The organism is Mycobacterium sp. 852002-51961_SCH5331710, assembly GCF_001665535.1.
Classification (GTDB): domain Bacteria; phylum Actinomycetota; class Actinomycetes; order Mycobacteriales; family Mycobacteriaceae; genus Mycobacterium.
Genome location: NZ_LZSQ01000133.1, coordinates 1 through 25213, shown reverse-complemented (window position 1 = coordinate 25213; position 25213 = coordinate 1). Strand labels below are relative to the sequence as shown.

24 protein-coding genes are annotated in these 25213 nt (G+C 66.5%); 13 read left to right on the top strand and 11 right to left on the bottom strand.

The genetic code is table 11. From position 1 onward, the window contains the following. Positions 1-90: 90 nt before the first annotated feature. The gene (locus tag A5752_RS26780) at positions 91-1353 is read left to right on the top strand and encodes a hypothetical protein (RefSeq protein WP_156614188.1); all 1263 of its coding nucleotides are present in this window, start codon (positions 91-93) and stop codon (positions 1351-1353) included. 8 nt (positions 1354-1361) lie between these two features. On the opposite strand, the gene A5752_RS26775 is transcribed toward A5752_RS26780, so the two are convergent. Then, positions 1362-2327, bottom strand: a complete 966-nt coding sequence (locus A5752_RS26775; protein ID WP_197500745.1) for an NAD(P)H-dependent flavin oxidoreductase — start codon at positions 2325-2327, stop codon at positions 1362-1364. 66 nt (positions 2328-2393) lie between these two features. Between A5752_RS26775 and A5752_RS26770 the strand changes: the two genes are divergently transcribed. From A5752_RS26770 to A5752_RS26760, 3 genes are all read left to right on the top strand, one after another. Continuing rightward, on the top strand, positions 2394-3443 hold the full coding sequence (locus tag A5752_RS26770; RefSeq protein WP_067092364.1) for a Rieske 2Fe-2S domain-containing protein: 1050 nt from the start codon (positions 2394-2396) through the stop codon (positions 3441-3443). Then, entirely contained in the window at positions 3440-4531 is a 1092-nt protein-coding gene (locus A5752_RS26765; RefSeq protein WP_067092362.1) for an NAD(P)H-dependent amine dehydrogenase family protein, read from the top strand. Before A5752_RS26770 ends, A5752_RS26765 begins: the two co-directional genes overlap by 4 nt. 79 nt (positions 4532-4610) lie before the next feature. Further along, complete coding sequence (locus A5752_RS26760; protein WP_082964083.1) at positions 4611-5174, top strand: TetR/AcrR family transcriptional regulator; 564 nt, start codon at positions 4611-4613, stop codon at positions 5172-5174. Between the two features lies 1 nt (position 5175). On the opposite strand, the gene A5752_RS26755 is transcribed toward A5752_RS26760, so the two are convergent. The 3 genes from A5752_RS26755 to A5752_RS26745 form a co-directional block, all read right to left on the bottom strand. Further along, positions 5176-6048, bottom strand: a complete 873-nt coding sequence (locus A5752_RS26755; protein ID WP_067092358.1) for a universal stress protein — start codon at positions 6046-6048, stop codon at positions 5176-5178. A gap of 108 nt (positions 6049-6156) precedes the next feature. Beyond that, a complete protein-coding gene (locus tag A5752_RS26750) occupies positions 6157-7281 on the bottom strand; it encodes an acyl-CoA dehydrogenase family protein (RefSeq protein WP_067092356.1) in 1125 nt (374 codons plus the stop codon). Positions 7282-7291: 10 nt separating this feature from the next. Continuing rightward, positions 7292-8524: an acyl-CoA dehydrogenase family protein gene (locus A5752_RS26745; protein WP_067092354.1), complete on the bottom strand. Its 1233-nt coding sequence runs from the start codon at positions 8522-8524 to the stop codon at positions 7292-7294. A 137-nt stretch (positions 8525-8661) separates the two neighbouring features. Between A5752_RS26745 and A5752_RS26740 the strand changes: the two genes are divergently transcribed. Then, on the top strand, positions 8662-9063 hold the full coding sequence (locus A5752_RS26740; RefSeq protein ID WP_067092352.1) for a PAS domain S-box protein: 402 nt from the start codon (positions 8662-8664) through the stop codon (positions 9061-9063). Here the strand turns inward: A5752_RS26740 and A5752_RS26735 are convergent. Beyond that, positions 9060-9722 (bottom strand): ScbR family autoregulator-binding transcription factor, encoded by a 663-nt coding sequence (locus A5752_RS26735; RefSeq protein WP_067092351.1) that lies wholly within the window; start codon positions 9720-9722, stop codon positions 9060-9062. The genes A5752_RS26740 and A5752_RS26735 overlap by 4 nt on opposite strands. Before the next feature lie 67 nt (positions 9723-9789). Further along, the gene (locus A5752_RS26730) at positions 9790-10503 is read right to left on the bottom strand and encodes a TetR family transcriptional regulator (RefSeq protein ID WP_502686807.1); all 714 of its coding nucleotides are present in this window, start codon (positions 10501-10503) and stop codon (positions 9790-9792) included. A 492-nt stretch (positions 10504-10995) separates the two neighbouring features. Here A5752_RS26730 and A5752_RS26725 point away from each other — a divergent pair, with 492 nt between their 5' ends. Further along, the gene (locus A5752_RS26725; protein WP_067092349.1) at positions 10996-11877 is read left to right on the top strand and encodes a hypothetical protein; all 882 of its coding nucleotides are present in this window, start codon (positions 10996-10998) and stop codon (positions 11875-11877) included. Here the strand turns inward: A5752_RS26725 and A5752_RS26720 are convergent. The 3 genes from A5752_RS26720 to A5752_RS26710 are packed head-to-tail and all read right to left on the bottom strand — an operon-like array spanning position 11824 to position 16558. After that, positions 11824-13623 (bottom strand): putative bifunctional diguanylate cyclase/phosphodiesterase, encoded by a 1800-nt coding sequence (locus A5752_RS26720; protein ID WP_067092403.1) that lies wholly within the window; start codon positions 13621-13623, stop codon positions 11824-11826. The genes A5752_RS26725 and A5752_RS26720 overlap by 54 nt on opposite strands. Before the next feature lie 47 nt (positions 13624-13670). Continuing rightward, on the bottom strand, positions 13671-15809 hold the full coding sequence (locus A5752_RS26715) for an Rv1355c family protein (protein WP_067092347.1): 2139 nt from the start codon (positions 15807-15809) through the stop codon (positions 13671-13673). Further along, positions 15806-16558 carry a hypothetical protein gene (locus A5752_RS26710; RefSeq protein WP_067092345.1) on the bottom strand — a complete coding sequence of 251 codons (753 nt, stop codon included), beginning with the start codon at positions 16556-16558 and terminating at the stop codon, positions 15806-15808. Before A5752_RS26710 ends, A5752_RS26715 begins: the two co-directional genes overlap by 4 nt. 353 nt (positions 16559-16911) lie before the next feature. Here A5752_RS26710 and purU point away from each other — a divergent pair, with 353 nt between their 5' ends. Together purU and A5752_RS26700 are read left to right on the top strand one after the other, a co-directional pair. Beyond that, complete coding sequence (gene purU, locus A5752_RS26705) at positions 16912-17757, top strand: formyltetrahydrofolate deformylase (protein WP_067092343.1); 846 nt, start codon at positions 16912-16914, stop codon at positions 17755-17757. 32 nt (positions 17758-17789) lie between these two features. Next, on the top strand, positions 17790-18242 hold the full coding sequence (locus tag A5752_RS26700; RefSeq protein ID WP_067092342.1) for a MaoC family dehydratase: 453 nt from the start codon (positions 17790-17792) through the stop codon (positions 18240-18242). A 70-nt stretch (positions 18243-18312) separates the two neighbouring features. On the opposite strand, the gene A5752_RS26695 is transcribed toward A5752_RS26700, so the two are convergent. Both A5752_RS26695 and A5752_RS26690 read right to left on the bottom strand, forming a co-directional pair. Further along, complete coding sequence (locus tag A5752_RS26695) at positions 18313-19134, bottom strand: mycofactocin-coupled SDR family oxidoreductase (RefSeq protein ID WP_067092339.1); 822 nt, start codon at positions 19132-19134, stop codon at positions 18313-18315. Continuing rightward, entirely contained in the window at positions 19131-20303 is a 1173-nt protein-coding gene (locus tag A5752_RS26690; protein ID WP_067092337.1) for an acyl-CoA dehydrogenase family protein, read from the bottom strand. Before A5752_RS26690 ends, A5752_RS26695 begins: the two co-directional genes overlap by 4 nt. A gap of 152 nt (positions 20304-20455) precedes the next feature. Between A5752_RS26690 and fabG the strand changes: the two genes are divergently transcribed. The 5 genes from fabG to A5752_RS26665 form a co-directional block, all read left to right on the top strand. After that, the gene (fabG, locus tag A5752_RS26685; protein ID WP_067092335.1) at positions 20456-21196 is read left to right on the top strand and encodes a 3-oxoacyl-ACP reductase FabG; all 741 of its coding nucleotides are present in this window, start codon (positions 20456-20458) and stop codon (positions 21194-21196) included. Beyond that, positions 21196-22410 (top strand): acetyl-CoA C-acetyltransferase, encoded by a 1215-nt coding sequence (locus tag A5752_RS26680; protein ID WP_067092332.1) that lies wholly within the window; start codon positions 21196-21198, stop codon positions 22408-22410. The genes fabG and A5752_RS26680 overlap by 1 nt, the downstream gene beginning before the upstream one ends. Further along, positions 22407-23600: an acyl-CoA dehydrogenase family protein gene (locus A5752_RS26675; protein WP_067092330.1), complete on the top strand. Its 1194-nt coding sequence runs from the start codon at positions 22407-22409 to the stop codon at positions 23598-23600. The genes A5752_RS26680 and A5752_RS26675 overlap by 4 nt, the downstream gene beginning before the upstream one ends. A gap of 2 nt (positions 23601-23602) precedes the next feature. Beyond that, complete coding sequence (locus A5752_RS26670; RefSeq protein ID WP_067092328.1) at positions 23603-24271, top strand: GntR family transcriptional regulator; 669 nt, start codon at positions 23603-23605, stop codon at positions 24269-24271. A gap of 82 nt (positions 24272-24353) precedes the next feature. Then, positions 24354-25213 (top strand): IS30 family transposase (locus tag A5752_RS26665; RefSeq protein ID WP_353612296.1); only part of this gene is annotated, 860 nt, incomplete at its 3' end.

The following is a 25213-nucleotide window of genomic DNA, read 5'->3' as shown; positions in this document are numbered from 1 at the left end:
ACCGGCTCCGGTGCAGGTGGTGGCTCGACGGGGACCAGCCAGAGCTCCGGTACCACGACGGGTGCCGAGTCCTCCGGCACGACCTCTTCGGTGACCACGGGAAGTTCGACCAGCACCCAGCCGAAGCTCGATCGGCGCTTCCGTCTCCGTATCCCGGACTTCTCCCGACTTTCGCCGTCGCGGCAGCAGAGCGGATTCACCCGGCCGACCTCCATCTTCAGGGGCGGCGTCGACAGGAACGCCAAGACAAACGCCACGACCGGGGAGTCGAAGAAGGACGCCACGACCGAGGAGTCGAAGGCCACGGAGACCGTGCCCGGCGATTCCGAGGGCACGCCCGGCGCCGAGCAGCAGGGCGCGGAGGCCGGCGTTCAGACGCTGCCCACCGAGGACCAGACCGCCGGCAACCAGGAACTGTCGACCGAAACCGAAAGCGGCACCGAGGGCGCCGTCTCAACGGTGCCCGCCGACGGTTCCGGGACCCAAGACACCTCGAACTCATCCTTGAACTCCGAGGCCGGCTCGGCTGCTTCGCAGACCGAGACGACGAACGTCTCCGCCCCGCTGGCGCCGGGACTCAAGCCGGGACCGCTGACCAACGCGTTCGTCACGATCAACGGCGCCGTGGTGACCTGGTCGGAGTCGCTCGCGGCACTGCCGACATCGAAGATGCCGGTTTTTGATGCCATCACGTCCCTGCAAACCATGGTGACGACGGTGGTGGGTGCGGTCACCCGAGTTCCGTCGGATTTTTACTCCATGCTCGGCATTCCGGTGTCGTCCGGCCCGCCCCAGTCGCTGATTGGAGGAAGTGGCACGCTCGACGTTCGGAAGGTGGACGCACCGACCGGCGGCCCCTTCGTCGCGCCTCATGCCGTCGAAGCTCCGCACGTGGTGGCGCCCGCCGACGGCTCGCTCTTCGGGACCATGGCCCCGCGGGTGGCGCCCGGAAAGGTCACCACCTCCGGCACCGTCCAACCGCTGTCGGTCTCCGGAACGGCGTCGCTGGCGCCTGCCGCCGCCCCGGCCAGCGCACGGTCGATCTTCGAGCACGTCATCGAGGCGGTTCTCGTTCCGGCATCGCTGACCGCCTTGGCGGCCATCGCGTTGCCGGGCGTCGGAGCCCTTCTCGTCGTCGCCGCAGCGGGTGTCCGGGTCGGCTACCGTCAGGCGAAAGCCGGTCTGGCCCTGCGGGCCTCGGGTATCGCGCGGTTCGCCGGATCTGGTCCGTTGGGCGTCGTCCGCTCGGGATCCATGGTCGCGCTACGTCAGCGCGCCCGCGGGCCGCGCACCAAACGTGCGGTGTGTCCGGAAGCCGAGCGCGCAGCGCGCGGCCTCGAACACGTCGCCTAGCCGTCCGGCTACATCCTCGACTTGGCGTCGGTCAAGGCGGCGTCGATCTCGGTCCACGTGCGCCGCACGATGTCTGCGACTGGCAGCAACTCCCGGATGCGCGACGACACCTGACCGGTGTTGGCCACGCTGGCGTCCAGATCACCGCCGAAGTCGAGCTCGGTGATATTGCCGAGTAGCCGCGCGCCCGGTTCGTGAGCCGCGACCCGCGACGCCAGCCCGGTCCGCAGGACGCGCATCGTCGGGTTGCCGGGGACGTCGAGCAGCACCGTGCCGGCGTCGTCTGCGATCACGATCGCGTCCTTGAAGTTCGCGTGCACGGCAGATTCGATGCTGGCCAGCATCCGGGTGCCCATCTGCACACCCTCGGCGCCGAGCACGAGCGCCGCGGCGGCCGACCGGGCGTCGCACATCCCGCCCGCCGCGATGATCGGCAAGTCGACGTTCTCCGCGACCAGAGGTAGCAGCACCATCGTCGACGCGCCGAGGAGCGATTTGAACCCACCGCCCTCGACGCCCTCGACCACCAGCGCGTCGACGCCGGCATCGGCGGCCTTGCGCGCGCCCTTGAGCGATCCCACGACGTGCACGACGGTCATGCCGGCGTCGTGCAGTCGCGCGGTGAACAACGCTGGGTCGCCCGCCGAGGTGAAAACGTGACTCACTCCGGCCGCCGCGAGGGTGTCGACGATCGACGGGTCGGCCTTCCAGCCCTGGATCATCAGGTTGGCCGCGACCGGCTTGTCGGTGAGGTCGCGCACCCGGTACAGGTCTGCGCGCCCCTCCTCGGTCAGCGTCTCGATCATGCCCAGGCCGCCTGCCTCGGAGACCGCGGCGGCGAGTTCGGCGCGCGCGATATAGGTCATCGGCGCCTGCACGACGGGGAAGTCGACGCCGAGCAGTTCCTGGATTCGATTCGCCACGAGGTCATTCTGCGGGCAGGCGTAATGCGGTGAAACCACCCCTGGCCACATTTACATTGAGTGCTCTATCATTTGTTCCACCGAGCCCCTGTGGCAGCGCAGCCCGAGAGGACGCCGATGGCCAAACCGCCCCTGTCGATGAAGCCGACCGGATGGTTCCAGGTCGCGTGGTCGGCGGAGCTTGCGCCCGGTGATGTTCGGCGGATGAAGTACTTCGACCGCGAAATGATCGCGTGGCGAACAACATCCGGCCAAGCGGTGGTGATGGATGCCTACTGCGAGCACCTCGGAGCCCATCTGGGTTACGGCGGGCACGTGGAGGGTGAGGTCATCGAGTGCCCATTCCACGGCTGGCAGTGGAACGCCGAGGGCCGCAACGTCTGCATCCCGTACCAGGACCGCCCGAACCGCGGTCGCCGCATCCGCAGTTACCCCGTCACCGAGCGCAACGACTCCATCTACATCTGGCATGACGTCGAGGGACGCGCGCCCTATTTCGACGCGCCCGACATCTTCGGCGATTTCGGTGACTCCCGCACCGCTGCCGACTATTACCCGCCGATGACGCTCTTCCGCGAGGGACTCGAGATGCATCCCCAGTACGTCTTGGAGAACGGCGTCGACTTCGCGCACTTCAAGTTCGTGCACAAGACGCCGATTGTTCCGGTGTTCACGCGCCACGACTTCGCCGAGCCGTGGTCCTATGTTGACTTCACGATCACATTCGAAGGTGACGAGAACCAGTCGATCGACGACGTGCAGAGCGGTGTGGAGGCCATCAACGGTGGGCTCGGCATCGCGGTGACGAAGAGCTGGGGCATGGTGGACAACCGGACGATCTCGGCGATCACGCCGGTGGACGACCGCACGTCCGATGTCCGCTTCATGGTCTACATCGGGCGGACCCCCGGACGTGACGACCAACGGGCCGAGACCAAGGCCACCGAATTCGGCGCCGAGGTCATCCGCCAGTTCGCTCAGGACGTGCACATCTGGGCACACCAGCGGTATTCCGACCCGCCCGCACTGGCCACCGCCGAGTACGAGGGCTTCACCGCCTTGCGCAAGTGGGCCACTCAGTTCTATCCCAACGGCCGCGGCGGCAGTGCCGCTGACCTCGAATCCTCCCGCGCCACAACGTCCTCCGAGAAAGGCCCGACCCGATGATCGCAGAGCCCGCCCGCCCGACACGTGTGTTCCAGGTCGCCACCGGTAATCTCGGAACCGAGATGATCAAGCGGATCGGCGAGCATCCGGATCTCGAGCTCGTCGGATTGCATTGCTACACACCAGAGAAGGTAGGCCGCGACGCCGGCGAGATCGTGGGTATCGGCCCGATCGGGGTGACGGCCGCCGGCACGGTCGAGGAGATCATCGCCGCCAAGCCCGATGTGCTGACGTTTCACGGCGTGTTCCCCGACGAGGACCTCTATGTCAAGGTTCTCGAGGCGGGCATCAACATCGTCACCACCGCGGACTGGATCACCGGATGGCACCGCGACACCAACCACCCGCATCCCTCGGGCAAACCCGTTTCGCAACTTCTCGAAGAAGCCTGCCGCAAGGGCAATTCGACGTTCTACGGGACCGGCATGAACCCCGGCCTCAACCAGATCCTCGGCGTCGTCTGTTCGGCCGATGTCGCCGAGATCGAGAACGTCACCACGATCGAGTCGGTCGACGTGTCGTGTCATCACTCGAAGGACACCTGGATCGAGGTCGGCTATGGCCAGCCGGTGGACGATCCCGCGATCCCCGGCAAGCTGGAGAAGTACACCCGGGTGTTCGCCGACAGCGTGCTGCTGATGGCCGATTGCTTCGATCTCGAACTCGACGAGGTCAAGTTCAGTTACGAATTGGGCGCCTGCACAAAGGATGTGGATCTCGGCTGGTACCAGCTGCCGAAGGGCTCGCTGGGCGGCAACTATATCAAGTATCAGGGCATGGTCGACGGCGTACCGCGGGTGGAGACGCATCTGGAATGGCAGATGACGCCGCACACCGATCCGCATTGGGACATCAAGGGCTGCTACATCACCCAGATCAAGGGTGATCCGTGTGTGTACAACAAGCACATGATTTTTCCGAAACCCGGCGTGGACCTGTCCAATCCCGAGGCCTTCGCATCCATCGGCATGACAGTGACGGGAATGCCTGCGCTGCACGCCATCCGGTCGGTGGTGGCCGCGCCGCCCGGCTTGATCACCAGTGCCGACCTGCCGCTGCGCGGGTTCGCCGGTCGGTTCAAGAGGTAGGGCCGTGCCGCAGGCCGCCAACGTCGCGCCGCGTCGCCCGCCCAACGGCAAGCAGGTCCGCGCGGATCGGACCCGCGCGATGGTCATCGAGGAGACGGTGCGCTGTGTCCTCGAGGAGGGTTTTGCGGCGGCGAGCGCCAAGCACATCACCGAACGTGCGGGTGTGACGTGGGGGGTCGTCCAGTACCACTTCGGGGATCGCGACGGGCTGTTGATGGCCGTCGTCGACGAGGGCTTCGACCAGCTGGTGGCGTGCCTGCACGGCGTGCAGTCGACATCGGGAAACTATCACGGTCGCGCGCGCACCGAGCTGGTGATCAACGCCGTCGCCGACGCCTTTCTGAGCCCGACATCCATTGCGGCGCTTGAGATCCTGATCGCAACCCGGACCGGTCGCGCGGACGCGCAGCAACGTCACCTTGCGGAGTTGTTCTCCACGCTGACCCGGCTCGGCCGGTTCGTCGCCGAGGGTCTCGATCGCAAACACGCCGACGCGGTCGGCAACCTGATCTGGACCACGCTGATGGGTGCGATGGTGGCCCGGATGGCGGTCGAGGAACCGATCGACGTCGGCCGTGAGCTACGGGCGTTGACCGACGTCGTCACGGCGTACGTCGAACTTCAGCTGCAAACCGCCGGGTAGCTCACCGCGGCCGGACCACGATCACCGGCGACGTGGCGGCCTGAGCCACCTTCGACGCGACCGAGCCCAGAACCAGGCTGGAGAAACCGCCCCGGCCCCGGCTGCCCACCACAACCAGCTGAGCGTCCTTCGACGCTTCTACGAGCCGGGTGGCCGGGTCGTCGCTGACGATGCGGCGCTGCACCTGTACGTCCGGATACCGTTCCTGCCAACCCGCAAGGCGCTCGGCGAGGATTCGATGCCCGCCTTCCTCGTAGCGTTCCCAGTCGCTACCGATCGAGGGGAACGACGCGTCGCTCCACGCGTGCAGGGCGACGAGCGGCACGCCCCGCCTCGAGGCCTCGTCGAACGCCAGCGCGGTGGCCTCTTCGGAGGCCGGCGAACCGTCGACACCGACCAGCACAGGGGCGGTGGCCTCGACGGCGGGTGCGTCGTCGGTGCGCACGATCGCGATCGGCCCGCGTCCGTGATGCAGCAGGCCACTGCTGACCGAACCGAGGAAGGCCCGGCCGAGGACACCGAGGCCGCGGCAGCCGGACACGGTCATGTATGCGTCGCGCGATGCGGTGACGAGCGCCGAGGGCGCCGCGGCGTTTACGATCTCGGTCTCGATGGCCGGTAGCTTGTCGCCCGCGGCGGCCTGCACCGTCTTCTGCGCCTGGGCGATGATGTCGCGGCCGTTCGATTCCATCGAATCGATGTAGCTGGCTTCGAGATACGCCACCGGCCAGGTCACCACGACGGGCGGGATCGCATGGAGCAGCCGGATCGGCTGGTCTCGCAGGACGGCTTCGTGGGTCGCCCACCGGATGGCCGCCTCCGAGTCCGGTGATCCGTCGACACCAACAAGAATTCCGCTCGGACCGGCGGCCATGGTCTTCTCCCTTCGCGGCTCTGCGCTTACGGATCCGACGCTAATCGGCGAACCGCGGCGCGGACAGGGCCTTTGGTCCCTCTCTTCTCCTACGCAGCGTGCGGGACCTCAGGCTCTGGCCAACTCCGCGTACCGGGTCACATGGAAGTCGGTGGTGCCGAACTCGTACTGCAGCGCGGTCAGCCGCTTGAAGTAGTGGCCGATCGCGAGCTCCTCGGTCATTCCCATGCCGCCGTGCAGCTGTACCGACTGCTGCCCGATGAAGCGCGCGGCCCGGCCCACGGTGGCCTTGGCCGCCGATACCGCGCGTGCCCGCACATCGGGTTCGGTCTCGAGATTGAGCACCGCCAGGTATGCGGCGGACACCGCCTGCTCGAGCTCCATGTACATGTCGACCATGCGGTGCTGTAGCGCCTGAAAGGTTCCGATCGGCTGGCCGAACTGATGCCGCTGTTTGGCGTACTCGACGGTGTCGGCCACGACCTTTCGCATGCACCCGACCGCTTCCGCGCACACCGCGGCCGCACCTTCGTCGCGGGCCTGCTCGAGGGACGGCCACGCCGCACCCTCCTCGCCGAGGAGCGCGTCGGCCGGAAGCCGGAGACCATCGAAGGTCAGATCCGATGCCCGGCGGTCGTCGACGGTGCGGTAGTGATGAGCCGTAACGGCGTCGCCGGCCGAGCCCAGATCGACGATGAACAGCGAGATCCCGTTGGTGGTGCGGGCGCTGACCAGAAGGTGGGTGGCCAGGGGCGCGCTCGCGACGACGATCTTGGATCCGCGAAGGACCCACCCGTCACCGTCGCGTTCGGCGCTCGTCGTCACGTGCGCCCAGTTGTGGCCGGAAGCCTCTTCGGACGCCGCGAGCGCGACGATGGCCGAGCCTTCCACGATCTGCTCCAACAGAGCCGACGCCGCCTCACCGCCTGCGCGGTGCAGCAGGCCGCCCGACACGACCACGGTGTCGACATACGGCTCGACGACCAACGCCTGCCCCAGCGCCTCGGCGATGACCATCACCTCGACCGGCCCGCCGCCGATTCCGCCGATCTCCTCCGGCAGCGCGGCGCCGAGGATCCCGAGCTCGTTGGCGAAGCCGGACCAGATGTCGGGCTGCCACCCGGCGCCCGACTTGGCCGCCGCACGGCTCGACTCGAGGTCGTAGCGGCTCGCCAGGAACTTGTTCAGGCCGTCGCGCAGCAGTTCTTGTTCCTTGCTCAGATTGAAGTCCATATCCAACCCCTCAGAGTCCCAGCGCGGCCTTGGCCAGGATGTTGCGCTGAATCTCGTTGCTGCCGGCGTAGATCGAGCCGGCCCGGTCGTTGAAGTAGCGCAACGGTGCGACGGCCTGCCAGGGCTCACCGCTGAGATAGCCGTCCGAGGGCGGCTCGAACTCCGCGATCGGGCCGCCGGGACAGGTGGCGTGCGGCTGGTACACCCGGCCGCGCGGGCCGGCCGCTTCCATCGCGAGTTCGGTGATGGCCTGGCTCAATTCGGTCGCCAGCACCTTGAGCATCGACGAGGCCGCGCCGGGGTTCTTACCCTCGGCCACCGTCGCCAGCACCCGGTACTCGAGGATCTCGAGCACCTCGGTGCGGATCCGGGCGTCGGCGAGCTTGCGGGCGAAGGCCGGGTCGTCGATCAGTCGGCCCCCGCCGGGTCCGGGTTGGCTCGCCGCGACCGTCGCGATCTCCTGCGCCATCACCTGTAGTCCCGGCGACGACGCGCCGCCGCCGCGCTCGAACTCCAGCAGGTACTTCGCGACCGTCCACCCGTCGTCGATCTTTCCCAGGACGTTCGACTTGGGCACCCGCACCTCGTCGAAGAAGACCTGGTTTTGAACCTCTTCTCCGGATGTCATCACCAGCGGCCGAATCTCGATCCCGGGGGAGGACATGTCGATGAGCACGAACGTGATTCCCTGCTGCTTCTTCTGCGTTCTCGACGTGCGCACCAGTGCGAACATCCAGTTGGCTTCGCGGGCGTGCGTCGTCCAGATCTTGCTGCCCGTGCAGACCAGGTCGTCACCGTCGTCGACGGCCGCCATCGACAGGGCGGCCAGATCGGATCCTGCCTCGGGTTCGGAGTAGCCCTGACAAAAGAAGACCTCGCCGGTGAGGATGCGCGGTAGGAAGAATTCCTTCTGTGCATCGGTGCCGAATTTGATCAGGGCGTGGGCGACCATGCGGATGCCCATCGGCGACAGTGACGGCGCACCGGCGAGCGTGGATTCCCGGCTGAAGATGTAGTGCTGGGTCAGGCTCCAGTCGCAGCCGCCGTGCTCGACCGGCCAGGCCGGCGCGGCCCAACCCCGTTCGTGCAGGATCCGCTGCCATTCCATGCTCGCGTCGTGATCGGCGTACACGCTGGTCATGAGGCGTCCGGCGCGGCGCAGCTCCGGCGTCAGCTTCTCGTCGAGGAAGCTGCGCACCTCGTCACGAAACGCCGCGTCGGCGGGCGACCATTTGAGGTCCATCGGCGATCCCCTGTCTCTTGACGATCTACACAGTAAACCTAGTTCACTATGTGCCCGTGTGGGGGCGCTCAAGTGAACGGCCGCTCCGCGCAGAAATTGTGGAACGGGCAGGCTGCGGCGACGGCATAATTGAATTCGTGGAGCGACGACGAGACGGTCAGGTTCCCAAATCGCCGACGGCTGTTCTCGAAGAGCTGCCGGCCGTCGTGGTGCTCGACCGCCTGCCGGTACCGGTTCTGGCGATCGCAGAAGACGGTTCGATCGTGTTCGCCAATGAGGCATTCGCCGCCATGGTGGGTTACACCGCCGATGCCGTGAGCGAGTTGCACTTTCACCAGATCTTCCACACCCTGCCCGCCGACGAGTCCGCGGTCTCGGTAATGCGCGCGCACGAGGAACTCGTCGTCGAGCTCCTGCACAGGGACGGCTCGATCGTGCGGGCCCGGATGAGCAAATCGGCCTTACGCCGCGGCAGTGATCCGGTGGCCCTCGCCACTTTCCAGGATTTGACCGAGCAGCTCTGGGTGGACGAACTCTAGACGTCGCCGGGATCGGGTGCCGACCGGCGCAATGCCTCGCGCGCCAGGTACTGCTGGAAATAGCTCAGCGACTCCTCGGTAGCGATGGCCGGCAGCAAGACCTCCCATATCCGGCCGAGGCGTTCCAACACGTCGGTGCCGGACGAGGCTGAGCTGGAAAGCAGTTCGGCCCCCGTCATCGCTCCGACGACCGTTTCGGCGACTGCGAGGGGATTGAGGTCGGGCCGCACATCGCCCTCCTCGATCGCCGCCGTCACGGTCGTCGCTATCTCGTCGAGCCAGCGGCCGAAGATGCGGCTGGTCGCCTCGCTGAATTCGCCGAACGTGCGACGCAACTGGGTGGCGCTCCTGGCGGTGCTGTCGGTGGAGAGCAGGTCGGCGACGACGAAACAGCCGTGGATGATCCGTTCGAGTGCGGGCGCCGAGGATTGGCTGATCTTCTCGAAGGCCTCGAACAGGGTGGCGCTGCCCTCGTCGATGATCGCGGCGGCGAGCGCCTCTTTGGAGTCGAAGTGGTAATACAGCGCGCCCTTGGTCATCTCGGCGCGTTCAATGATGTCGCCGAGGCTGGTCGCGGGATAACCGATCTCGTTGAACAGCTCCACCGCGGCGTCGATGATTCGTCGTCGTGTCGCTTCAGATCGTGCTTGGCGCACCATGGCCGGTACCTCCGGATGCTGCGACGGCCTCGACCGGGTGGAGTCGGCCTGGTCGCAGGATCATAGATCAATCCAAGGGAGTTGCAGTTTTGATGGCGACGCCCGTGCGCCGCTTGATGAACTCGGCGAGGTACGCGATGCGGTCCGCGGTCGTCAGGCCGGGTAGGAGCAGCGTCCAGGCGGACTGCAGGTCGCGCAGGAAGCGCTCGGGGTCATCGAGATCGCTGGTCTGCCGCAGGCCCATGTACATCGACACCAGCAGGCGGGCGATCGCCTCGGCGTCGTCGTGATCGCGGATGTCCCCCTCGGTGACCGCCCTGCTGATGACCCTCGCGTAGCCCTCGACCCACGTGGTGAGCGTCACCGGTTGAAGGCCGTCGGTACGCCCGATGGACTCCAGCAGGTTCAGTCCAGCCCTGGCCACTTCGCTTCCGATGTCGTCGACCGCGATTCGGAACGACAGATCGATCAGCGTCTCCAAGCCGGACAGCCTGCGCGCCAGCACCTCATCGACCGACGAGCGCGCTTCCTCCATACGAAGTTCCACGATCGCGGACGCCAACGCGTGCTTGGAGCGGAAGTGAAAGTACATCGCCCCCTTGGTCACCGCCGCGTCGGCGAGGATGTCGTCGAGGTTCACCCGGCTGTACGAGCTGCGGGCGAACAGACGCGACGCCGCACGCAGGATCTGCAGTCGCGTTGAGTCCGACCGCCGGTCGACGTGCTCGGACGATGGGGGAACGCTGTTCAGCGGGAGCCTCGTTTGCCTGGAGTTGTCCAACCCTGCGATTGTTCCATCCGTTACCCCGGTTCGACGAATTCCGTGCAGTTAGCTGAGCGTGTCAACGCGGTCGGCTGACCGTTCTATTGAGCGCGTGGTTCCTCCGCAATTCTTTCGGCTGACGTCGCTGAAATTCCGCACTTCGGATTGTTGTGTCCGACACGTCAAACTTTAAGTCATAGTTAGACCCCCATAACATCCAAAAAGTATGTAAAGTACGCGACGTGATGACTTTCGGTTCGTGGTTAGACGCGTCGCCACTCGCCGGTCTCACTGCGCCCCAGGCATCCCGCCGCCACTGCAGCCGCGTCTGCGCAAGCTTGCTGGAGTTGCTACCCATCGCGTTGCCATTGCCCGTACAGGCAAACCCCTCGCTCTTGTCGTCGGGCAATGGCAGCTTTCCGTGGGCCGCTGAATCGTCGCGTTATAACGCGGATTGCGCGGCTTCATAACCCCGTACTGCACGTCGAAGCGACCTTGGAGAAGTTAACGGTGGAGTGGGACGACGAAGTCGACGTGGTATGTGCCGGCGGCGGTGCGGCCGGCCTGGCGCATGCGATCGCGCTCGGAGATCTCGGCGGCGAGGTGTTCCTCGCCGACTGGGGCATGGCTGAGCCCAATTGGCTCGGAACGGATTCGGCCGATCCGTGCACCCGGCGTTTCTTCGCCGAGATGACCTCTGATCTGGGTTCACCGCGTCGGCAGTCGCACGATCTCGGCGTGCCGATCCGTACCGTACCCGCGCACAGGCCCGCCGAGACGGGTCGCACTGTCGCGCCGTTCGTCGGAGCGCGTCTGCGCGAATGGGCGGCGCAGTGCCTGGCGACGCCGTTCGGCTACCTCTCGACGCGGCTGCCGGATTGGAGCGCGACGACGGTACAGGCGTCGGACGGCGAAATCCTGGAGGTTCTCGAGATCGGGGCGCTGAGCGCCGATTCCGCCGACCTCGCCGGCTCAGTGTTCGACTTGCTCAGCGAGGGCGTCGCCACCCGCGGCATCGAGGTGCGCGCCGATCACGCGCTGCAGCGCCTGGTGTTCGAGGAAGGCGTCGCGGTGGGCGCCGTGTTCGTGACACCCGCCGGTCCGGTGGCGGTCCGGGCCCGGCACGGCGTCACGGTGACGAGCGGGGCCGCCCAGCTTCCGCACTCGGATCGACGCGCGGAGTCAGGTGACATCCTGCGGGTCTGCCTGGTCGGGCAGCGCGCCAGCCGGTTCGGCAGGGTGGAGGTGCTCACCTCCGAACCGCTCGCACTGCCGGGCTCGACGTGCCGTGCGCGTGGCCGCCGCTTACACACCAACCTCCGCGAGACCTACCGTCATTCAGGCTCGTGGCGTTGCGGCAAACTGCACGGGTATCCGTCCCTGGGCGAATAGCGCTTGCATCTCCGCGCCCGGCACCGGGCGCGACAACAGGAACCCCTGGGCGCGATGGCATCCGTGCTCGAGTAGGGTGCGGGCGGCGCGCTCGGTTTCGACGCCCTCGGCGACGAGTTGCAAACCGAACGCCTCGGCGAGCGCGATGATGGCGCGCACGATGGCGAGGTCGCCGGGGTCCACGCCCAACTCCCGGACGAAACCCTTGTCGATCTTCAGCGTGTCGACGGGTAGCGACTTCAGGTGCGACAGCACGCTGTAGCCGGTACCGAAATCGTCGATGGCGACTTGTACGCCGACCTGCTTGAGGCCGGCCAGCGTCTTGCGGGTGGTTTCGATGTCCTGCACCACCACGCTCTCGGTGATCTCCAGGCACACCGACCCGCCGTCGAGTCCGAACTCCTCGATCGTTTCCGCGACCGACTCCACAAAGCCGTCGCTGACCAGTTGCACCGGCGAAACGTTGATCCGCAGGACCGCGTCGCGGCCGACACCGTGCGCGCGCCACTGCGCGAACTCGCGGCACGCTGTGCGCATCACCCAACGTCCCAATTCGCCCGCCAGGTTGATGGATTCGGCCACTCCGATGAACGAACCGGGCGCGAGCAGCCCGCGGGTCGGATGCTCCCAGCGGACCAGCGCCTCCGCGGCCAGGATCTCGCCGGTGCGCATATTGACTTCGGGCTGGTAGTGCAGGAGAAGTGCACCCGCTTCGATGACACCGTGCAGGTGCAGCTCGATGTCATTGCGGAAGTCGGAGTCCAGCGACATCTGGTCTGTGAAGATTGCGACCTCGTTGCCGCCGGAGGCCTTGGCCGTCAACACCGCCTGGTCGGCGCGCCGCAGCAGGTCCGACGTGTTGTCGCGGCCGGGATCGCCCAGTGCCACCCCGATGCTGACGGTGCGGGTGAGCTTCTCGCCGTCGACCGGCACCCGCTCGTTCAGCGACGACTGCAGCCGATACGCCAGGGCCTCGGCGGCCCCGACGTCCGTCGGCCCCGGAGGCACGACCACGAACTCGTCGCCCCCGAGTCGTGCCAGGAAGGTGCCGCTGTCGGCGCTCTGGCGTAGCCGCTCGGCCAGGACGCGGATGAACCAGTCACCCGCGGTGTGGCCGAGATAATCGTTGATGGCCTTGAGCCGGTCCAGATCGAAGAACAACACCGAGACCGGTCCCGGTTGTCCCTCCCGCAGACGCTCGTCGAGGTGGGCCAGCAACGCCCGCCGGTTACACAGACCCGTCAGGTCGTCGTGTTCGGCCAGGTAGCGGAGCCGGTCCTCGGCCTCGACCCGGGCTTGAACCTGGGCGAACAGTGAGGCGATCGCCTTGAGGGCGTTGAGTTCCTCCGGCGTCCAGTCGCGGTCGCCGAACTTGACGAACCCGAGCACCCCGGAGGTGACGTCGCCCGAGAGCATCGGCACACACGCCATCGAGGTCGACGGCACCTGCCTGCCCTCGGCGATGGTCTGCTGATACTCCTCGGTCGAGGGTTCCGGGCGGAACACGATCGGTTCCTTCTGATGCTCGCACCGGGCGAACACCGGATCCGCATCGGCGAAGTACACGACCGCCAACGGGTCCGGATCGGGGATGCCCGGCCGCATCGGCCACTCCGCGACCAGCACCGAGGCGCGAATCCGGTGGTCGTTGTGGCGCAGGAAGCTGACGTCCACGCCGAAGTACGCGACGAGATCGGCCAGAACCTGCCGGCTCACCTCGACCGACGTGGCCGCGTTCACGCCCATCAGCCGCGTGGCGACCGAGGTGACGAGATTCTCGAGGCTGCTGGGCACTAACCCTCCCTTGCACCGTCGGTGTTGCGATGACGGTGGTGATTGCGGCGCCGGCTTCGGACCGACGCGCGGGGTGCGTAGGTGAACCTGAGGATCAGCGCCTGCGACTCCGCCGGACCGGTGCCTGCGAGTTGCTGAAAATCATATTGCAGCTTGCCGAGGTCGTCGGCGAAAGAGGGGGAGACCAGCCGTCGGTCCTGCGCATCGAGCGCGTACAGGAACGGCGGTGAAACCGGTTGGACGGCAAGGCCGTGCTGCTGGGCCCGGACCCACACCGACTCGACGGCTGCCCCGGCGCGCGCGTAGTCGACGAGCCGGCGCCCCGGCACCGAGACGACCGCCAGGCCCGCGCAGTCGCGGATCCGTCGCGCCGTGTCGTCGCCGAGAGCCTGTCCGCCCTCCCATGCCCTCAGGTGGTCCATCACCTCCGCGCGGCACAACACGTCGAGCATCACCAGATCCGCGGGGGCGAGTTCGAGGGTGCGCACGTCGATGCCGGAATCCAGCGATGGCGCGTCGGGCCACCGCAGCTCCTCGAACATCTCGGCGTGCAGGCGCGGGGTCAGGTACCGGATCCGGTCGGCGGCGGCGAGTATCGCGGCGGCCGACTCGAGGTCGTCCCGGTCGGTCATGATGCGCAGGCGGGCACCTTCGGCAGCCGCTGCGGCGTCCAGGTTTTTGATGGTGTCGACGGGAATCGGAGCCGCGCTGCCGAGACGCCGGTTGGTCTCGCGCGCCAGCATGGCTTCGTACAACGACGCGAGATCGGGATCGTCACCCGGTGTGAGCTGAACCGTCGCGGTCAACGGCGAGGCCTCGTCGCCGGCGCCGTAGTCGACCCGCGTGCTCATGTGATGTGCGGCGGCGGCCACGCGCGCGTTGAAGGCGGCCGCCCCGACGGCGACGGCACTGCCCCGCAGCCCGACGTCCATCGTCGTGGTGAATTCCGGGTCCAGCCGGACGGTCGCCGATCCGGGGGCCACCTCGATCCGCCACGGTTGGGCGTTGCCACCGGACGGCGCGCGTTGAGCGGCGGCCGCGATGGCGTCCGTCGCGTCTCCCGGTGCCGTGTCCATCGGCAGGTCGCCGACCGGATGTTCGCCGACCGCCGCGACCGGGGTCGTGAGGCGCTCGAAGACCTCGCCGACGTCCAGCCGCGCCCGCCCCGACGGCAGCCGCTCGCCGAGCCCGATCCGCCGGACCGCCTCGGCGACGACACTCGCGTTCAGAGCCACCTCGGACGTCAGCTGCGGCCACGTCGACAAGGTCTGCCCCACTTCGATCAGCGACGCCGCCATGCGAACCGAGACCTGGCTGGCGTCGACCAGGCGCAGCGAATACGGCAGCTTGTCGGCGCTGCTGAGGTTCGCCAGCCCCGCGGCGTCGAGGTCGCCGACCAGACCGTGCAGGATCGGGCGCCCCGGCTCGAGATCGAACCGCTCCACATCGAGCAGCGCGCGGTCACTGGTCGTCATGAGCACGGGGACGCCGTGTTGGCGTGCGACCTCGCGCACCAGCAGCTTGGCGTCCAGGGAGTCGCATTCTTCGATGACGACGTCCAGGCCGTCGACGAAGTCGTGCACGGTCTGCTCCGTGACGCCCGAGACATCGACCTGCACGGGCAGATACGGGTCGAGCTCGGCGATTCTCCTGGCGCACACGATCGCCTTGTTCACTCCGATGTCGAGCACCGTGGCGGGCACTCGGTTCAGGTTCGTCAGATCCATGTCATCGAAGTCGCTAAGCCGCAAGCCTCCGCACAGTCCCTGGGCCGCGAGTGTGTAGGCGATGGTGTGCCCGACGCTCAACCCGACGACACCGACCTTCAAACCGTTCAGCCTTTTCATCTCGGCAGGGGTGATGAGGTTCCGGTTGCGATCGAGCCGCACGCGACGAAAGCCCTTGGGCCCGAGGATGCTGACCGCGGCCCGCCGCCATGGGAAGTAAGCCCAGCGAATCGGCTCAGCCAGAACGTCTTCCGGCAGTGACGGTCGAATCTCGCGCAGCACCTGTTGCTGTTGTACTGCGGCGTCGGTGAATACGATGCCCGGTTCTGAATGCAGTTCGGCGAGGAGGTGGTCGTCGTCGGCCAGAACTATTGCATTGCACCAATTCGAATCGCCGTTTCCCGGTATCACCGCTCCGTCCCGGTAGCGGCTGATATCCCAGCCGTATTCCCGACGCGCGGCGCAAGCCTTTGTTGTTCGGCGAAGTACAGCGAAAGCTGTTTCGGATCGGCGTGTTTGGCGAATGTCGCACGATCCCACCACGCCAGGCGAGTTTCATAACGTTCGTCGGGGTAGGGCGTCGGCGGAATCTTCATCGCCAGAATTCCGCCGGATGAAAGCCAGCGCTTGAGAACGTAGGACGCCGCAGTCGCGACGATGAATTGAATGTCGAGAAGCCCCATCGCGTGCAGCGGGGTCCTGGAGATCGCGTAGGTGAGCTGGCGGTTGCGATCGGGATCGTCGGTCACCCATGCGGTTTTCATCTCCACGACGCCGAATGGTAGACGGTCGCTGATCATCTTCCGCACCGCGTCGAAACCCGGTTGACCGCTCCACTCCTGCAAGGCATGGGCCTCGTCGGCGGACTGGTAGGGGCCCTTCGCGCGCAGGCCGCCGACCACCTTGCCCGACCGGTCGACGCAGGCCGCGAACAAGATGGTGTCCGCGCCGGAATGCAGTGCCTCCATGTCGAGCGCTTTCGCCACACCGTGCTTGGTGTAACTGCGCGTGGCCCCGGCGACGAAGTCTCGCCACAACTCGGGTTCGACTGCGGGGTGCGCAAATGTGATCGTGCAGTCCGTCTCGGGATCCCAGAAACTTGGAGTCTCCCGCAAACTGGCGGCAACATCGGGGGTGGGTTGGAAATGGGCAACGGTCATGGTCGTCCGTTCATCGGGCAGTTTCCACGGTCTGGTCGCTGCTGATCACATGTGGGATTTCCCACATCCATCTGAGTATCTCGCCGAGAGCTGTTTTATTACCAGGAAGCGCGGTGATCTTGTTGTGAAAAGGTCTGTTGTCGAAGCGAAAAAGATACGCCCGAGAACTGCTCGCCCGGTTGCCAGCTAATTGGCGAACCGCGCATTGGCGGACCGCTCCGGAATGGAATACACGTCAGCGGATTCGGTGCCGAAGTGCGGTTTCACATGCGCCGCCGACCGTCGAGTGACACCCTTTAGGGGTGGACGGGGAGTATCCCAGTCCGGGCACCGGCGACCTACCCGTCAGGGATATGGGCAGGTTGCTGCTGCGCTGCGTGGACCGTCCGGGGCTGGTGGCGGCCGTCAGCGTGTTTCTCGCCGAAGCCGGCGCGAACATCGTCTCGCTCGATCAGCATGCGACCGAACAGTCGGGCGGCACGTTCATGCAGCGCACCATCTTTCACCTGCCCGGCTTGACCGCCGCGCGCGATTCGCTCGAGCGCGAGTTCGCTGAGCGAGTGGCAATACCTTTCGGTATGGATTTTCGGCTCACCGAGGCCGCGAAGCCCAAACGCGTGGCGATCATGGCGTCGAAGGAAGATCACTGCCTCCTCGACCTGCTGTGGCGCAACCGCCGCGGTGAGCTCGACATGTCGGTGGCCATGGTGATCGCGAACCATCCCGACCTCGCGGATCAGGTCCGGCCGTTCTCCGTTCCGTTCATTCACGTACCGGCCAGTAGGGACATCCGCGACGAGGCCGAGCGGCGCCAGCTCGAGTTGCTGAGGGGCAACGTCGACCTCGTCGTGCTCGCGCGCTACATGCAGATCCTGACGCCGCGGTTCATCGAGGAGCTGGGATGCCCGTTGATCAACATCCACCATTCGTTCCTGCCGGCTTTCATCGGCGCGGCACCGTACCGACGGGCCAAGGAGCGCGGCGTCAAGCTCGTCGGCGCGACGGCGCACTACGTGACCGACGACCTCGACGAGGGCCCGATCATCGAACAGGATGTCGTGCGGGTGGACCATCGGCACAGCGTGGAGGATCTGATCCGCCTCGGATCGGATGTCGAACGCGTTGTTCTGTCCCGAGCGGTGCTGTGGCACTGTGAGGATCGCATCATCCGATTCGGCAACCAGACCGTCGTCTTTTAGCCGGGTCCCGCAGCCGGTACGAAGGAGAAGTAGTGAAGAAGTTCAGCGACCTCGACGAGTTCATCGCGGCCGAGGGCGACCAGCTCGGTCCCACGGAATGGCTCGAAGTCACCCAGGACCGCGTCAACCTGTTCGCCGACGCGACCGAGGACCATCAGTGGATCCACGTCGACCCGGAGAAGGCCGCGAACGGGCCGTTCGGCGGGACCATCGCTCACGGCCTGTTGACGCTGTCGCTGCTTCCGCACTTCTCGCATCAGCTCTACACCGTCGGCAACGTGACGATGGCGATCAACTACGGCTACAACAAGGTTCGCTTCATCACGCCGGTGAAGGTCGGCGCCAAGATCCGCGCGAGGGGCGAACTGACCAAGATCGACCAGCTCGACGGCGCCGTGCAGTCGACCATGACCACGACCATCGAGATCGAGGGTTCGGAGAAGCCGGCCGCGGTCGCGGAGTCGATCGTCCGGTTCATCCGGTAGGGGCTTCTCTCGCGAGCAGACGCAAAACTGCCCATTTTCGCGCGAAAATGGGCAAGTTTGCGTCTTGTCGTCAGTACTGGGTGGAGCCCTGATCCACCGGGATGGCCGTCGCCGTCAGGTGTTTCGAGTCATCGCTGGCCAGCCAGCAGACGACGTCGGCGACGTCCTCGGGCTCGAGGATCCACGTCGGCAGGAACGGCGTCATCATGTGCTGGAGCTGGGGATTGGTCTCCATCACCTTGCCGATCGCGGCGATCATGTCGCCGGAACCCATCGCGGTGTTCACCGGGCCGGGATGCAGGCTGTTAACGCGGATCGAGTGCTTGCCGAGTTCGGCGGCGAGAGCGCGGGCCATGCCGGTGACGGCGTGCTTACTGGCTGTGTAGTGAATCATAAACGGCTGCAACTTGATTCCTGCGGCCGAGCTGATCAGGATGATCGACCCGCCCCGGCCGCCGTCGATGATGTGCTGCGCGCCGGCCCGTACGGTGTTGAAGGTGCCCGTGACGTTGATGTCCATAACGTCGCGGAAGTCCTCAGGGGCGATCTCGTTCCACACCTGCGGGGGCGAGATGCCCGCGTTCGCGACGATCACATCGAGGCGGCCGAACGCGGCGACGCCGTCGGCGACAACGTCGTTCAAGGTTTCGGCGTCGCGGATGTCGGCCTGCGCGGTGAGGATGCGGCGGCCGGTCGCCTCGACCAGTCGGGCCGTCTCGGCGAGGTCCTCCGGGGTCGCGTGGTCGTACGGCACGCAGTCGGGCAGCTTTCCGGCGATGTCGACGGCGATGATGTCGGCGCCCTCATTGGCCATCCGGACGGCATGCGCGCGCCCCTGACCCCGCGCGGCGCCGGTGATGAATGCGACCCTGTCGGTCAGCCTCTTGCTCATGCACGCTCCTTCTGCGCGGTCTTGACGAGGTTCGACCCGATGATGAGTCGCTGGATTTCGCTGGTGCCCTCGTAGAGCCGCAACAGCCGGACGTCTCGATAGATGCGCTCGACGGGAACCTCGCGCATGTAGCCACTGCCGCCATGGATCTGGACCGCGAGATCCGCCACCTCGCCTGCCATTTCGGTGCAGAACAACTTCGCCGCCGACGGCGCCACCCGACGGTCCTCACCGGTGACCCACTGGCGCGCGGTGTCGCGGACCAGTGCACGGCCGGCCATGACGCCGGTCTGCTGGTCGGCGAGCATCGCCTGCACCAGCTGGAAGTCGCCGATCGGCGTACCGCCCTGGGTGGCGGTCGCAGCGTAGGAGATCGATTCGTCGAGCGCGCGCTGTGCGGCGCCGACGGCCAGCGCGGCGATGTGGACACGTCCGCGGGCCAACGAGATCATCGCGGCGCGGTATCCGATGTCCTCGCTGCCGCCGACGAGCGCTTCTGCGGGCACTCGCACGTCGTCGAAGCTGACGTCGGCGGTCCACGCGCCTTCCTGTCCCATCTTCGCGTCCTTGGTGCCGACCTGGACTCCTGCGGTGTCGGCGGGCACCAGGAAGACGGCGATGCCGGCACCGTCGGCGTCCGCGGGGCGGCTGCGGGCGAACACGACGAACAGGTCGGCGGTCGGGGCGTTGGTGATGAACCGCTTCTGCCCCGTGATCACCCAATCATCATCTTGCCGAACGGCTTTGGTGCGCAGGCCGGAGGGATTGGATCCTGCGCCGGGTTCGGTCAGCGCGAACGACGCGACGACGTCTCCGGTGGCCATCGGTTCGAGCCAGCGCGCCTTCTGCTCGTCGGTGCCGAAGCCGACCAGCACCTGGCCGGCGATGCCGTTGTTGGTGCCGAACATCGAGCGCAGGGCCAGCGAGGTGTACCCGAGCTCCATCGCGAGCTCGACGTCCTGCGACAGGTTCAGACCCAGACCGCCCCAGTCCTGCGGGATCGCGTACCCGAACAGCCCCATCTTCTTGGCCTGTTCGCGAAGGTCGTCGGGCACCCGGTCGCCGGCCAGGATCTCCTGCTCCCGGGGGATCACCGCGGTCCGTACGAAGTGACGGGTCTGCGCCAGGATTTCCTGGAAGTCCTCGTCGCTGACTTCGGACGTCGTCATCCTGCTCCTTCTCGTTCGCCGTCTTCGTTCGGCAGCCGCGATGCCAGATCCGCCGGGGGTGGTGCGCACCGAACTCGCGCGATCATATATGAAATATGATGTTCGACTGACGCGGCCCCGGACGGGCCTGACCAGGGGAAGGGCGTGATCAAGTGTCGCTGTTGACCGGACAGACGGCGGTCGTCACCGGAGGTGCACAAGGCCTGGGATACGCGATCGCCGAGCGGTTCGTCGCCGAGGGCGCGCGGGTGGTGCTGGGCGATCTCGACCTGTCCGCCACCGAGGAGGCGGCCAAGCGACTCGGCGGTGAGGACGTCGCGATCGCGGTGCGCAGCGACGTCACCAAGACCGATGAGGTCGACGCCCTGGTCGCCGCGGCGGTGGAGCGGTTCGGCGGTCTCGACATCATGGTGAACAACGCCGGGATCACCCGCGACGCAACGCTTCGCAAGATGACCGAGGAGCAGTTCGACCAAGTCATCGCCGTGCACTTGAAGGGCACATGGAACGGCCTGAAGGCGGCCGCCCCGATCATGCGGGAGAACAAGCGCGGCGCGATCATCAACATGTCGTCGATCTCGGGCAAGGTCGGCCTCGTCGGGCAGACCAACTATTCGGCGGCCAAGGCGGGCATCGTCGGCATGACCAAAGCGGCGGCCAAGGAGCTGGCCCATCTTGGCGTGCGAGTCAATGCGATTCAGCCCGGGTTGATCCGCTCGGCGATGACGGAGGCCATGCCGCAACGGATCTGGGACGCCAAACTCGCCGAGGTGCCGATGGGCCGGGCCGGCGAACCCGACGAGGTCGCCAAGGTCGCGCTGTTTCTGGCCAGCGATTTGTCGTCGTACATGACCGGCACGGTGCTCGAGGTCACCGGCGGGAGGTACGTCTGATGCGTGAGGCCGTCATCTGCGAACCGGTGCGTACGCCGATCGGCCGCTACGGCGGCATGTTCAAGTCGCTGACCGCCGTCGACCTCGGTGTCACTGCGCTCAAGGGACTTCTCGATCGCACCGGAATCGACCCCGCCGCAGTCGAAGACGTGATCCTCGGACACTGCTATCCCAGCAGCGAGGCGCCCGCGATCGGACGCGTCGTGGCGCTCGACGCCGGCCTGCCGGTGACCGTGCCCGGTATGCAGGTCGACCGGCGGTGTGGCTCGGGTCTGCAGGCTGTCATCCAAGCGTGCATGCAGGTCGCCAGCGGTGACAACGACGTCGTGGTTGCAGGCGGCGCCGAGAGCATGAGCAACGTGACGTTCTACTCGACCGACATCCGGTGGGGATCCAAGTCGGGCGGCGTCATGTTGCACGACTCGCTGGCGCGCGGACGCACGACCGCCGGCGGCCGACACCATCCGGTGCCCGGCGGCATGCTCGAGACCGCGGAAAACCTGCGCAGGCAGTACAACATCTCGCGCCAAGAGCAGGACGAACTCGCCGTGACCTCGCATCGGCGCGCAGTGGCCGCGCAGAAGGACGGCATCCTGGCCGAGGAGATCGTGCCGGTCGTGGTGCGCACCCGCCAGGGCGAGGAGACCGTCGACACCGACGAACACCCGCGGCCGGACACCTCCGTGGAATCGCTGGCGAAGCTCAAACCCGTTCTTGGAAAGCAGGATCCGGAGGCGACGGTCACCGCGGGCAACGCGAGCGGTCAGAACGACGCGGCGTCGATGTGCGTGGTGACCACCCGCGAGAAGGCCGAGGAGCTGGGTCTGAACCCGCTGGTGCGACTGGTGTCGTGGGGATCGGCGGGTGTGGCGCCCAACGTCATGGGCATCGGACCCGTACCCGCCACCGAGGCAGCGTTGGGCAAGGCGGGACTGACGCTGAACGATATCGACCTGATCGAGCTGAACGAGGCTTTCGCGGCGCAGGCACTCGCGGTGATGCGGGAATGGAAGTTCGGTGAGGCAGACGCCGAACGCACGAACGTGCACGGCTCCGGCATCTCGCTCGGGCATCCCGTCGGCGCGACGGGCGGGCGCATGCTGGCGACGCTGGCGCGCGAACTGACGAGGCGCGGCGCGCGCTACGGGTTGGAGACCATGTGCATCGGCGGTGGCCAGGGGCTGGCTGCGGTGTTCGAAAGGGTGGGCGCATGACCAAGCTCGCTCAGACGGTCGGTCTGACCGATGTGCAGAGCGAAATCCTCGCTACCGTACGGCAATTCGTGGAGAAGGAGATCATCCCGAACGCGCCGGAGTTCGAGAAGACCGACACCTATCCCCAGGCCATCGTCGATGCGATGAAGGAGATGGGGCTGTTCGGGCTGATGATCCCCGAGGAGTACGGCGGCCTCGGCGAGTCGCTGCTGACCTACGCACTGTGCGTCGAGGAGTTGGCGCGCGGGTGGATGAGCATCTCGGGCGTGCTCAACACGCACTTCATCGTCGCCTACATGCTGCGCCAGCACGGCACCGATGCGCAAAAGCAGTATTACCTTCCGCGGATGGCGACGGGGGAGACGCGCGGCGCGTTCTCGATGTCCGAACCCGAGCTGGGGTCCGACGTCGCCGCGATCCGCACACGCGCCACCCGCAACGACGACGGCACGTACCGGATCGACGGCCAGAAGATGTGGCTGACCAACGGCGGTACGTCGACGCTAGTCGCCGTGCTGGTCCGCACGGACGAGGGCGCCGACAAACCGCACCGCAACCTGACGGCGTTCCTGGTCGAAAAGCCGGTCGGCTACGGCGAAGTCGCGCCGGGGCTGACGATCCCGGGCAAGCTGGACAAGCTCGGCTACAAGGGCATCGACACCACCGAGCTGATCTTCGACGGCTACGTGGCCCGGGCCGACGACATCCTCGGCGAAGCGCCGGGACAGGGCTTCTTCCAGATGATGGACGGTATCGAGGTCGGCCGGGTCAACGTCTCGGCGCGGGCCTGTGGCGTGGGCATCCGCGCATTCGAACTCGCCGTGCGCTACGCCCAGCAGCGGCAGACGTTCGGGAAGCCGATCTCCGAACACCAGGCCATCGCGTTCCAGATTGCCGAGATGGCAACGAAAGTCGAGGCGGCGCACCTGATGATGGTGAACGCCGCGCGGTTGAAGGACTCCGGGGAGCGAAACGACGTCGCCGCGGGAATGGCGAAGTACCTGGCGAGCGAATTCTGCTCGGAGGTCACCCAGCAGAGCTTCCGGATCCACGGCGGTTACGGGTATTCGAAGGAGTACGAGATCGAACGCCTGATGCGCGATGCGCCGTTCCTGCTGATCGGCGAGGGCACGAGCGAGATCCAGAAGAACATCATCAGCAAGCGGTTGCTCGCCGACTATCAGGTGTGACGGTGACAGCACCCGAATTCGCCTTCCGGCCTCAACTCGCCGAGGACGTCGCCCGTTTCGTGCGTAAGCGGATCTTCGACGGTACCTACGCCGCCGGTGAGTACGTGCGCCTGGACCAACTGGCCGCCGAGCTCGGCATCAGCGTCACCCCGGTCCGCGAGGCGCTGTTCGAGTTGAAGGCCGAAGGTCTGCTCGCCCAGCAGCCGCGGCGCGGATTCGTCGTATTGCCGGTGACCGGACGCGATCTCACCGACGTGTCGAACGTGCAGGCCTACATCGGTGGTGAACTGGCGGCGCGGGCCGCGGCCAACATCACCGACGAGCAACTGCGCGACCTCAAGCAGATCCAGACCGATCTCGAAGCGGCGTACGCGGCCACCGACGACGAGGGTGCGGTCCGGCTCAACCACGAGTTCCATCGCGCGATCAACGTGGCCGCGGATTCGCCCAAGCTGGCCCAGCTGATGTCGCAGATCACCCGGTACGCACCGGAGTCGGTGTATCCGGCCATACCGGGCTGGCCGGAGAAGTCGAACGATCACCACCGCCGACTCTTGGCCGCCCTGGAGCAGCACGACGCGGACCTGGCCCGCGCCGAGATGTCGGAGCACCTCGCGGCGGGTGCGGAGCCGTTGATCGAGCACCTCACCGAGCAAGGCGTCGTCACCTAGCTCCGCGAGCAGACGCAAACCTGCCTACTTTGCGCCGGCGATTTCTAGTGCTTGATGCAACAGCCTCTAGTTGAGGGGTTGTATGAGAGTTCCGCGGTATCCGTTTGTGGGTCGTCGGTTCTGGGCGTTGATCGCCGAAGGGGTTTCGCCTTTTGCCGCCGGGGAAGCGGTGGGCGTGTCGAAGCACACTGCGTGGGGGTGGTTTGCTGACGCTGGTGGTGTGAAGCCACGATTCAGTGATGTGTCCGCTAGCCGAGCGCGACCCCGTTTGACGCTTGAAGAGCGTGAGGAGATTCAAGACGGGGTGGCTCGTCAGGAGTCGATTCGTTTCATCGCACGTCGGCTGGGCCGCCATCCCAGCACGGTGATGCGTGAGATTGAGCGCAATGCCAGTGTCGGTGGTGGTCGGTATCGGGCGCGGCATCGGTTCGGGGCGCCGTGGCGTGGTGGTTGGGAGTGCGTGCCGCGATATCGGGCCCATACCGCCCATGTACGAGCCCACGACCGGGCACGCCGCTCGGCGCCGGGCAAGTTGGCCACCAACACGCGGTTGCATGATGAGGTGCAGGCTCGGTTGGATGAGCAGCACAGTCCCGCCCAGATCTCACGTCGGTTGCGGCTGGACTTTGCCGATGATGCCGAGATGCGGGTGTCCCACGAGATGATCTACCAAGCGATTTATGTTCAGGGCAAAGGCAATCTGCGTCGCGAGTTGCATACCTGCCTGCGTACTGGGCGGGCGCTGCGTAAGCCGCGGCGCCGCCCCGAGGAACGCCGTGGGCGGCTGCGCGACATGGTCAACATCAGCCAGCGACCGCCTGAAGCCGCCGACCGCGCCGTGCCCGGGCATTGGGAGGGCGACCTCATCCTGGGCAGCACGGCGTCGGGCTCGGCGATCGGCACTCTTGTGGAACGCACGACGAGGTTCGTCATGCTGCTGCA